The sequence below is a fragment of the Geobacter sulfurreducens PCA genome (assembly GCF_000007985.2).
Lineage (GTDB): Bacteria > Desulfobacterota > Desulfuromonadia > Geobacterales > Geobacteraceae > Geobacter > Geobacter sulfurreducens.
Map to the genome: position 1 here is coordinate 1,213,722 of NC_002939.5, position 8,779 is coordinate 1,222,500.

At 59.5% G+C, this 8,779-nt stretch carries 8 protein-coding genes (1 of these 8 running past the window's edge); all 8 read left to right on the forward strand.

From position 1 onward, the window contains the following. The first annotated feature begins 73 nt into the window (after positions 1–73). A complete protein-coding gene (gene smc / locus GS_RS05635) occupies positions 74–3,601 on the forward strand; it encodes a chromosome segregation protein SMC (protein WP_010941791.1) in 3,528 nt (1,175 codons plus the stop codon). Between the two features lie 19 nt (positions 3,602–3,620). Then, positions 3,621–3,980 (forward strand): roadblock/LC7 domain-containing protein, encoded by a 360-nt coding sequence (locus tag GS_RS05640; protein ID WP_010941792.1) that lies wholly within the window; start codon positions 3,621–3,623, stop codon positions 3,978–3,980. A gap of 1 nt (position 3,981) precedes the next feature. Continuing rightward, positions 3,982–5,034: a signal recognition particle-docking protein FtsY gene (gene ftsY / locus GS_RS05645; RefSeq protein ID WP_010941793.1), complete on the forward strand. Its 1,053-nt coding sequence runs from the start codon at positions 3,982–3,984 to the stop codon at positions 5,032–5,034. Between the two features lie 61 nt (positions 5,035–5,095). After that, entirely contained in the window at positions 5,096–5,272 is a 177-nt protein-coding gene (locus tag GS_RS05650; protein WP_010941794.1) for a cell division protein ZapB, read from the forward strand. After that, the gene (locus tag GS_RS05655) at positions 5,272–5,559 is read left to right on the forward strand and encodes a cell division protein ZapA (RefSeq protein WP_010941795.1); all 288 of its coding nucleotides are present in this window, start codon (positions 5,272–5,274) and stop codon (positions 5,557–5,559) included. The genes GS_RS05650 and GS_RS05655 overlap by 1 nt, the downstream gene beginning before the upstream one ends. Before the next feature lie 381 nt (positions 5,560–5,940). Next, the gene (locus GS_RS05660; RefSeq protein WP_010941797.1) at positions 5,941–6,504 is read left to right on the forward strand and encodes a 5-formyltetrahydrofolate cyclo-ligase; all 564 of its coding nucleotides are present in this window, start codon (positions 5,941–5,943) and stop codon (positions 6,502–6,504) included. A gap of 27 nt (positions 6,505–6,531) precedes the next feature. Then, a complete protein-coding gene (gene rny, locus GS_RS05665) occupies positions 6,532–8,094 on the forward strand; it encodes a ribonuclease Y (protein WP_010941798.1) in 1,563 nt (520 codons plus the stop codon). Beyond that, positions 8,084–8,779, forward strand: partial view of a TIGR00282 family metallophosphoesterase gene (locus tag GS_RS05670; protein WP_010941799.1) — the 5' portion only. 93 nt of this gene lie beyond the right edge of the window; only the first 696 of its 789 coding nucleotides appear in the window; it begins with the start codon at positions 8,084–8,086; its stop codon lies off the right edge, out of view. The genes rny and GS_RS05670 overlap by 11 nt, the downstream gene beginning before the upstream one ends.

An 8,779-nucleotide genomic window follows, 5' to 3' on the forward strand; every position in this document is an offset into this window, starting at 1 on the left:
GTGAAGGGGCTCTGGTAAACGTTCCGCTTTGCCTTTGCAAAGCCATCTACCCTCTGCTACTATAGCCCGGTTTATGAAGATCAAGCGCTTGGACATCGTTGGTTTTAAATCGTTCGTCGACAAGGTCTCCTTCGACTTTCAGCAGGGGATTACCGGCATTGTCGGGCCCAACGGCTGCGGCAAGTCGAACGTGGTCGACGCCATCCGCTGGGCCATGGGTGAACAGTCGGCCAAGAACCTGCGCGGCCGGTCCATGGAGGACATCATTTTCGGCGGCAGCGAGTTCCGCAAGCCCCTCGGCATGGCCGAAGTCTCCATGGTTTTTGCCACCGATGACGGCCGGGTGCCGGCCAAGTATCTGAGCTACAGCGAAATACAGATTACCAGACGCCTCTACCGGGATGGGGAGAGCGAGTACTTTCTCAACAAAACCCCCTGCCGGCTCATGGACATCACCGAACTCTTCATGGACACCGGCGTCGGTGCCCGCGCCTACTCGATCATCGAGCAGGGCAAGATCGGGATGATCCTCCACTCCAAGCCCGAAGAGCGCCGCTTCATCATCGAAGAGGCGGCCGGGGTCACCAAGTTCAAGGCCCGCAAACAGGTCGCGCTCAAGAAGATAGATCTCACCCGCCAGAACCTGCTCAGAATCGGCGACATCCTTTCCGAGATCAAGCGCCAGCTCAACTCTCTCCAGCGGCAGGTGAAGAAGGCTGAACGGTTCAGGGAATATCGCGAGGAGCTCCGCGAGATCGAAATTCATGCCTCGGTCCGGCGGTTCACTGCCCTTGACGCGGAAAAGGAGCGGATCGAGGGCCTGCTGCGCGAGGCGGTTTCCCGCGAGAGCACTCTCACTGCCGACCTTGAGCGACGGGACCTGGAGCTTGCCGAGCATCGGCTTGCCCTGGCCGAGCGGGAAAAGGAAGTCGTCACCGCGCAGGAAGGGCTTTTCCGGCAGAAGGCGGATATCCAGGCATGCGAAAGCCGGATCGAGTTCCAGCGCCGTGAGCTGTCCTCCCTGGAGCGCCAGCAGGAGCGCGTGGCCGTCGAGCTCGCGACCGCCGGGTCGCAGCTTGTGGCCGCCGAGGAAGAGTTCGCCCGACTGGTGGAGCAGAGCGGATCCTTTGCCGTTGAGGTGGCAGGGGAAGAGGAAAGCCTCCAAACGCGCGAGATGGAACTGGAAGAGATGACCGGCGCCGAGCGGGAACTCGCCGCCCATTTGGACGAAGCCCGCCGTGAGCTTTTCTCGCTCTTGTCCGAGATCGCCCAGCTCAATAACCAGCGAACCGCCGCTGTCCGCCGTCTGGAGGGTCTCGCGGAGCGTGCTGACCGCAACCGTCGGGAGGGAACCCTGCTTCAGGAGCGGCTGGTGGAGGCCACGGGCAAGGTGCATGAGCTCGACGGCACGGTGTCCGGTCTTGGCCGGACAAAGGCCGAACTTCAGGAGCGTCTTCCGGTCGTGATCCGCCGCGAAGAGGAGATTCGGCAGCGGCTGGCCGAGGCCGAACGGGAATTCGTCACCCGCCGGGACGAGCTCTCGCGGGCGGCCTCGCGTCTCCACTCGCTTCAGGAACTGGAGTCCCAGTTTGCCGGATACGGCCAGGGGGTTCGCAACCTTTTCCTGTCCGAGCGTTTTGCCGGACGGTTCGGCGGCGTGCTTGCCGATGCGGTGGAGACCGGCGCCGATTACGAGACGGCCCTGGAGGCAGTGTGCGCCGAGCGGCTCCAGTATGTGCTCAGCGAGAGCGACGAGGCGGCCCTGGACGCCATTGCCCATCTCAAGGAATCGGGCGGCGGCCGCTGCGGCATTATCGTGGCGGGCATCCCGGCCGATGACCGTTCATCCGTTACCGGGGCCACGCCCCTTCTGGATCGGGTTTCCATTGCCGCAGCCTGGCGCCCCCTGATCGAACCGCTGTTGGCCGATGTCCATCTGGCGGATACCCTGGCCCAGGCCCTTTCCCTGTCCCGGCAGTATCCTCGGGCAACCTTCGTTACCCTCCAGGGTGACCTCGCCTTTGGCGGGGGGATCGTGAATGGCGGTTCCGCCGAGAACGCCGGCCAGGGACTTGTTCACAAGAAGAGAGAGATCAGGGAGCTTTCCGGAACCGTGGAGCGCCTCGAATCTGCTGTGCGTGAAACCGAGACGCGCCGGGAGGAGCTCCGGGGGGAGCGTTCCCGGCTGGAGGAGGAGGTGCGCGACCTTCGGCAAATCCTCCACCAGACGGAGATCCAGTTCGTCAATGCCGAGAAGGATCTTCAGCGGGCCCGCGAAGAGTGCCAGCGGATCGAGGAGCGAATCGCCATTGCGGGGATTGAGGACGAGCAGCTTCAGGACGAACGCAGGACTCTGGACGAAGAGATTGCCGACGCCGACGGCCGCCGCGCTGAGCGCGAGGCGAAGCGGGAAGCGCTCGATGCCGAAGTGGCGAGAACGCAGGAAGCCCTGACGGTTAGCCGCCGTACAATCGAAGCCGCCCGTGATGCGGTCACGGCTCTCAAGGTCAAGGGAGCCCAGCTCAGGGAAAAGCGGGAGGCCGCGTCCCGGGCCACGGTACGAACCGAGGAGTCGATCCGGGACCTGCGTGAACGCATTGGCCGGCTACGGGGGGAAGGGGAATCGTCAGCCGCCGAACGGGAGCACCTTGCGGTTGCGATTACCGCCGCCGAGGACGATCTCAAGGGCCATCTTGCGGCGTATGCCGAAGCCGAGACATTATCCCGGAGCCTTCGCTCGGAATTTGATGCCCGGGTCGAGGCGGTTCGGGTAGAAGAGACGGGGCTGCGGGAGCTTCGTCATCAGTGCGAGGCAGCCCGGGACGAAGTGGCTGCCCATAAGCTCACTCTGTCCGGGCTCACCCTTGAACTCAATCATCTGATTTCTTCCCTGGCGGATAAGTACCGGCTGGAGATGCGCGAGGTCATGCCATCCTATGCCGACAGGCCCTTTGACGAGGAAGCGGCCGCTCGTCGCCAGGCCGAGCTCGGCCGGTTGATCGACGAAATCGGTGAAGTGAACCTGACGGCCATTGAGGAGTACCGGGAGCTGGAGGAGCGGTTCGCGTTCCTCTCGTCGCAGAAAGATGATCTGGAGGAGTCTCTTCAATCGCTCCAGCAGGCTATCCAGCGAATCAACCGGACCACCCGCAAGCGTTTTCTGGAAACCTTCACTCTGGTCAACGAGAAGTTCCAGGAGGTCTTCCCCCGACTGTTTTGCGGAGGCCGGGCTGAACTGCGGCTCACCAACGAGGAAGACCTGCTGGAGACCGGGATCGATATCATTGTTCAGCCCCCCGGGAAAAAACTCCAGAACGTGACCCTCCTCTCGGGCGGTGAGAAGGCACTTACCGCAGTGGCGCTGATCTTTTCCATCTTCCTCATCAAGCCGACACCCTTCTGTCTTCTCGATGAGGTCGACGCCCCGCTTGACGACGCCAATATCGGCCGGTTCAACGATATGGTGCGGGAGATGAGCGATGTGTCGCAGTTCATCATCATTACCCACAACAAGGCCACCATGGCCGTTGCCGACACTCTTTACGGCGTGACCATGGAGGAGCCCGGGGTGTCTAAGAGCGTGTCGGTCAAGCTGAACTAACCAACGTCCGAGGTGATTCGTGCCGTTCAAAAGGATTCTGACCGAGCTGGTCGATGCGGTTCCCGGCGCAACCGGCGCAATTCTTGCCGACTGGGAGGGGGAGGCTGTCGAACAGCATGCCCTCATGGATGACTACGAAATCAAAATCATCGGTGCCCATAAAGGCATTCTCCTCGCGCACCTCAAGGCACTCCAGGAGCGGCTTTCCGGTGGAGCCGTCCTGGAGGCGGTCATTACCACGGCGGGGGTCCGTGCCATTGTGGGACCGGTGGGGGATGACTATTCCCTTGTGATGACGCTGGAGCGCGGTGCCATACCCGGCCGGGCGCTCATTCACTTCAGATCGGCCGTAGAATGTCTGGCCAAGGAGATATACTGAGATGGCGGAAGAACGGAAGGGCTTTTTCAAGGGACTTTGGGGTAAGGTTACCGGCGGCGATCGTGACCAGGAAGAGGCAGTCAATGAAACGACGTCCGCCGTTGCGGATGTCGCTGCACCGCCGGAGCAGGAAGACCGGCGCCCCGGATTGTTCGAGCGGCTCAAACAGGGGCTGAGCAAGACCCGCGATAGCCTGGTGGGACGCATCGATCGTCTCGTGCTCGGCAAGAAGGAGATTGACGCCGACACCCTTGAGGAGCTGGAGGAGATACTCATTACCGCCGATCTGGGCGTCCAGACCACCGTCGAGTTGATCAGGGGATTGGAGCAGCGCCTCTCCCGCAACGAGCTCAAGGACGGCGAGGCCCTCCGGGAGGCGCTCAAGGAGGATATCCACGGTCGCCTTGCCCGTGACGCCCATCAACTGGACGTAACAGGTGCCTCTCCCTTCGTCATCATGGTCATCGGCGTCAACGGTGTCGGCAAGACTACTACCATTGGCAAGCTCGCGGCCCGGTTTACCGCCCAGGGGAAAAAAGTGATTCTGGCCGCCGGCGACACCTTCCGCGCTGCTGCCGCCGAGCAACTCCAGATATGGGGCGAGCGTACCGGCGTCGACGTGATCCGCCACAAGGAAGGGGCGGATCCGTCTGCCGTTGTGTTCGACAGCATCAAGGCGGCCGTGGCTCGTGGCGCGGACATCCTCATCGTCGACACCGCCGGCCGTCTCCATACCAAGGTAAACCTCATGGAGGAACTCAAAAAAGTCCGCCGCATCATGTCGCGGGAGATCCCCGGGGCTCCCCACGAGACGTTGCTGGTTCTTGACGCGGCAACGGGACAGAATGCCCTCTCGCAGGCGAAACTCTTCAAGGAGGCAGCCCAGGTTACCGGCATCGCCCTGACAAAGCTTGACGGTACGGCAAAGGGAGGAATTGTGGTTGCAATCTGCAATGAGTTCAGGATTCCCGTCCGTTACATCGGCGTCGGCGAGGGCATCGACGACCTGCGGGATTTCGATCCCTCCCAATTTGTGGAAGCCCTCTTTCAATAAATGACCTTGACTAAACAACAGAGCAGAATATATTATTTTATCCCTAAAAAGGTGTTTGCTTATGGATACGGAACTGTTTTCGGATCTGGAACGGCGTCTTGACATGCTTCTCGAGCGCTATGGCGCCCTGAAGCGAGAGAACGAACAGCTTCGAGCGGACAATGCAAGGCTTCAGCAGGAGCGCGAAGGGGTCAAGGGCCGGATTGACGGTATCCTGCGGAAACTCGAAGGTATCTAGTGCCCGACAAGCAGTCCCACCGCATCAAGGTCCTCGGGCGCGAGTTGACCGTTAAAAGCACCTCCTCGGCGGAGCGCGTGGGCGAGGTTGAAGCCCTTGTGAACCGTAAGCTTGCGGAGGCACGAGCACAGGTGCCGGTGGGGGACCCTCAGGTTCCGATTATCCTGGCACTCATGAATCTGGCTGAAACGTGTATTTCCCTTTCCAGGGAACTTGAAGAGCAGCGTCATGCTGGTGGCGACAAGCTTCGGCGGCTGACGCGACGTATTGAAGATGTCCTTCTGTGAGGGCCTGTCCGGCTGACATTCGCCGGTTCTCGACTCCCTTCGGGAGAGTTTATAAATAGAAAGTGCGGTACAAGCGGTTCGGGTTGGTTACGGAAAGATGGATCAGTTTCAACAGAAAACCTCGCCGTTCGAATCAGCAGAGGTTTTGGCTGTTTTTACTGATAACGGCCTGCAGGAATTTTCAGAGATGCGGAGAGGGTAATCACGACGCTACGGTTTCATACTTCGTCACGCCATACGACATTACCCGAAGCATAGCCTTCCTTCCTGTCTGACGCCGGCATATCTTCTCCAATTACCCTCCAGGAATCCTCCCCTCCTCGGACCCGTCCCCGTGTACCGTTATTGACCGATGACTCTGTGTCACGGTCACGCGATTCAATGCCCAAGCGCGTTCTGAGACAGTCAATGCTTGCGCTGCGGAAGTCCCTGGCCCCTGTCGAGGCCCGGTGGGCATCCGAGGCCATTCAGCGCTCGTTTGTGGAAAGCGAGGGCTTCCGGAATGCCCGGGTCATTGCTCTCTACGCCCCCATCAGGGGGGAGGTCGATACGAGTGACGTGCTGCGGCTTGCCCTCGACCAAGGAAAGACGGTTCTTCTGCCTGCCGTGTGCGGCGACGAGCTCCGTTTCATCGAAGTGACTGACCCGGCAGGACTCCGCTCAGGCTCATTCGGTATTCCTGAGCCCTGTCTGACGGGAAAGGCCGTTGCTCCCGACTGCGCGGACATCATTGTTGTGCCGGGGGTGGCCTTTGACTTGGCAGGCCACCGGATCGGCTATGGGAAGGGGTTCTACGACCGGGCACTCCATCATTTGGAGGGAACAGGCCGGCTTGTCGGTTTTTGTTACGATTTCCAGCTCGTCGATGAAATACGGGGAGAGCCTCACGATGTGGCACTCGACCTGATCGTTACCGAGAAGAGGATCATTCATCCTCTCGGTTAGAAATATACCTGAGGAGGTACCGGAACATTGAAGATAGAACTGGCAATTATTTTCATCGTCCTCGCGGCAGGAGCGGGATTTCTGATTGGAAACCTGCTGCGCAAGAAACTCTCTGATTCTCTGGTAAGCAAGGCCGAAGAACTCGCCTCCCGCATCGTAGAGGATGCCAAGCGCGAAGCTGAAACGATCAGCAAGGAAGCCGCCCTTCAGGCCAAGGATGTCGTCTATCAGGCAAAAGCCGATTTCGAGCGGGAAGCAAAGGAAAAGCACAAGGATCTTCAGACTCTGGAAAAGCGCCTTCAGCAGAAGGAAGAGAACCTCGATAAAAAGATGAACCTTTTCGATCAGCGCGATGCCGACCTGACGAAGAAGGAGCAGGGTATCCTTGCGCGGGAGCAGTCTCTCAACCGGAAAGAGGAATCCCTTGATGCGCTCGTGGCCGAGCAACGGGCGAAGCTTGAACAGATTTCCGGCATGAGCTCGGCCGAAGCCAAGAAGATCCTCATGGACGCCATGGAGAGCGAGGCGAAACTTGATGCAGCCAAGCGGATCAAGGCCATCGAAGAGGAGGCCCGCGAGACTGCGGACAAGAAATCCAAGGAAATCATTTCTCTTGCCGTTCAGCGGTATGCGGGCGAGTACGTTGCCGAAAAGACCGTATCGGTGGTAGCCCTCCCCTCCGACGAAATGAAGGGGCGAATCATCGGTCGTGAAGGCCGCAATATCCGGGCCCTTGAGGCGGCCACCGGCATCGACCTCATCATCGACGATACCCCCGAGGCGGTTATTCTTTCAGGCTTCAATCCGGTTCGCCGAGAAGTGGCAAAGATCGCCCTTGAGAAACTCATCACTGACGGGCGGATTCACCCCGGCCGCATCGAAGAAGTGGTGGCCAAGGCAGAGGAGGAAGTGGAACAAGCCGTCAAGGAAGCTGGTGATCAGGCGGCCTTTGACCTCGGAGTACACGGCATCCATCCTGAAATCCTCAAGCTCATCGGCCGGTTGAAATACCGCACGTCTTACAGCCAGAATGTTTACCAGCATTCTCTTGAGGTCGCCTTCCTCTGCGGCATCATGGCCTCGGAGTTGGGCATCAACGTCAAGCAGGCAAAGCGCGCCGGTCTGCTCCATGACCTGGGCAAGGCGGTGGACCATGAGGTTGAAGGATCCCACGCGGTCATCGGCGCTGAACTTGCGCGTAAATATGGTGAGTCACCCAAAATTGTCCACGCCATCATGGCTCACCACGAGGATGAAAAGCCGAATTCGATCCTCGCCGTCCTCGTTCAGGCCGCTGACGCCCTCTCAGGCGCACGGCCGGGGGCGCGCCGGGAAATGATGGAAACATACGTGAAGCGGCTTGAGGACCTTGAACGGATATCCTGTTCCTTTGGCGGTGTGAACAACTCCTTTGCCATTCAGGCCGGCAGAGAAATCCGCGTCATGGTATCGAGCGAAGAGGTCTCTGACGAGCGGGCTGTTCTGCTGGCCAAGGACATCGCCAAGAAGATCGAGGCCGAGATGACCTATCCCGGTCAGATCAAGGTGAATGTTATCCGGGAAACCCGCGCCATAGAGTATGCCCGTTAATATCCTCTTTATTGGCGATATTGTCGGGAGCCCGGGGCGACAGGCGCTTGTCCGTGAACTTCACCGGCTCGTGGATCATCACCGGGTGGATCTTGTTGTAGCCAATGGCGAAAATTCGGCCGGTGGCTTCGGGATCACCGAGGAGACGGCAAAGGAGCTCTTCTCGCTCGGGATCGATGTCCTGACCAGTGGCAACCACATTTGGGACAAGCGAGAATCCTTTTCCTTCATCGGTCGGGAAGAGCGGCTGGTGCGTCCGGCAAACTACCCTCCCGGCACCGTGGGGCGCGGATCAACTGTGGTTCGCACAGCCGGAGGAGTGCCGGTTGGCATTCTGAATCTTGAGGGGCGGGTATTCATGAACAACCTGGATTGCCCGTTTCGTGCCGCCGATCAGGAAATCGAGAGACTGAGGGAGTCGACACCGCTTATTTTTGTCGACTTCCATGCGGAAGCCACATCGGAAAAAATTGCTCTTGGCTGGTATCTTGACGGCAAGGCCAGTGCAGTCGTCGGAACGCATACCCATGTTCAAACTGCAGATGAACGTATCTTGCCCGGCGGCACAGCGTATATTACCGATGCGGGCATGACGGGAAGTTTTGATTCAGTTATCGGGGTTCGCAAAGAGCTGGCGGTGGAACGGTTTGTCACGCAAATGCCGGTCAGGTTCGAGGTTGCAAAG